The sequence below is a fragment of the Bartonella sp. AA83SXKL genome, assembly GCF_042196965.1.
Classification (GTDB): Bacteria; Pseudomonadota; Alphaproteobacteria; order Rhizobiales; family Rhizobiaceae; genus Bartonella.
The window spans coordinates 1-891 of record NZ_JBHIRG010000126.1 but is presented as its reverse complement, the minus strand read 5'-3'; the positions used below and the strand labels follow the sequence as shown (position 1 = coordinate 891).

The 891-nt window shown below is 37.3% G+C and carries 2 protein-coding genes; both read left to right on the top strand.

Translation table 11 applies throughout. The features are described from left to right. On the top strand, window positions 1-297 hold a 297-nt coding region (locus tag ACFINO_RS10085), incomplete at its 5' end, for a phosphoribosyltransferase family protein (protein WP_375655683.1). A gap of 93 nt (window positions 298-390) precedes the next feature. Beyond that, on the top strand, window positions 391-891 hold a 501-nt coding region (locus ACFINO_RS10080), incomplete at its 3' end, for a DUF2062 domain-containing protein (protein WP_375655681.1).

Here is an 891-nt window from a genome sequence, read left to right as displayed (position 1 = left end):
GTAAATGGCAGATTTGAGCTGCGTCGTTTTGAAATCAAGAAAGGCGCACGGGTTGTCATTGTTGAAGATATTGTGACAACAGGTCTTTCTATTCGTGAAACGGTTGAGGCTCTGGTTACAGCAGGAGCAAATGTGTTGGCGAGCGCATGTATTCTTGATCGTTCTGGCGGTAAGGTTGATGTCGGAGTTCCATTGATTTCACTTGCTGAATACGAGATAGCATCTTATGCTAGTGATGCAGTTCCTGCTGAACTCGCGGAACTTCCAGCGATTAAGCCAGGAAGTCGGAATATTTAATTGTCTTTCTATTTTTTTTATGCAAAAGCTTGGAAACATTAATTTGAATCATATGGATTATTTTATTTTCACAAAATATATATTGAGAATCATATGCTTTTTCGTATTCGAGAGCCAATAGATTTTGTAAAGCGTATTCGACTTTGGTTATGGCCACGTCGTTCATTTTCTCGCTCATTTTGTTATATACGTAAACGTATTTTGCGAATATCTGCAACGCCACATAAAGTTGCTCTGGGGTTTTATATCGGTATTTTTTTAGCTTGTTCGCCTCTCTTTGGTATGCATATCGTTTTGGCAATATTTTTTTCGTGGATCTTGCGCGCAAATTTCGCAGCAGCAATTATTGGTACGATTTTTTCTAATCCACTTACATTTTTTCTGATTATTATGGCTGATTATAAGGTAGGCTATTTCTGTTTATCGCTTTTTAGCAATGTAGGTGAGATTTCTCTTTCTCAAATTCGTGCTCTGTTTAATGGTTTGACAGTATCAAATCTCTCTCTTCTTTTTAAAGGTGCGTGGAACACAATTATGAGTCCTATGATTTTAGGTGGAACTCTTTTAGGTGTTGTTTTTGGTGGTTTATCTTAT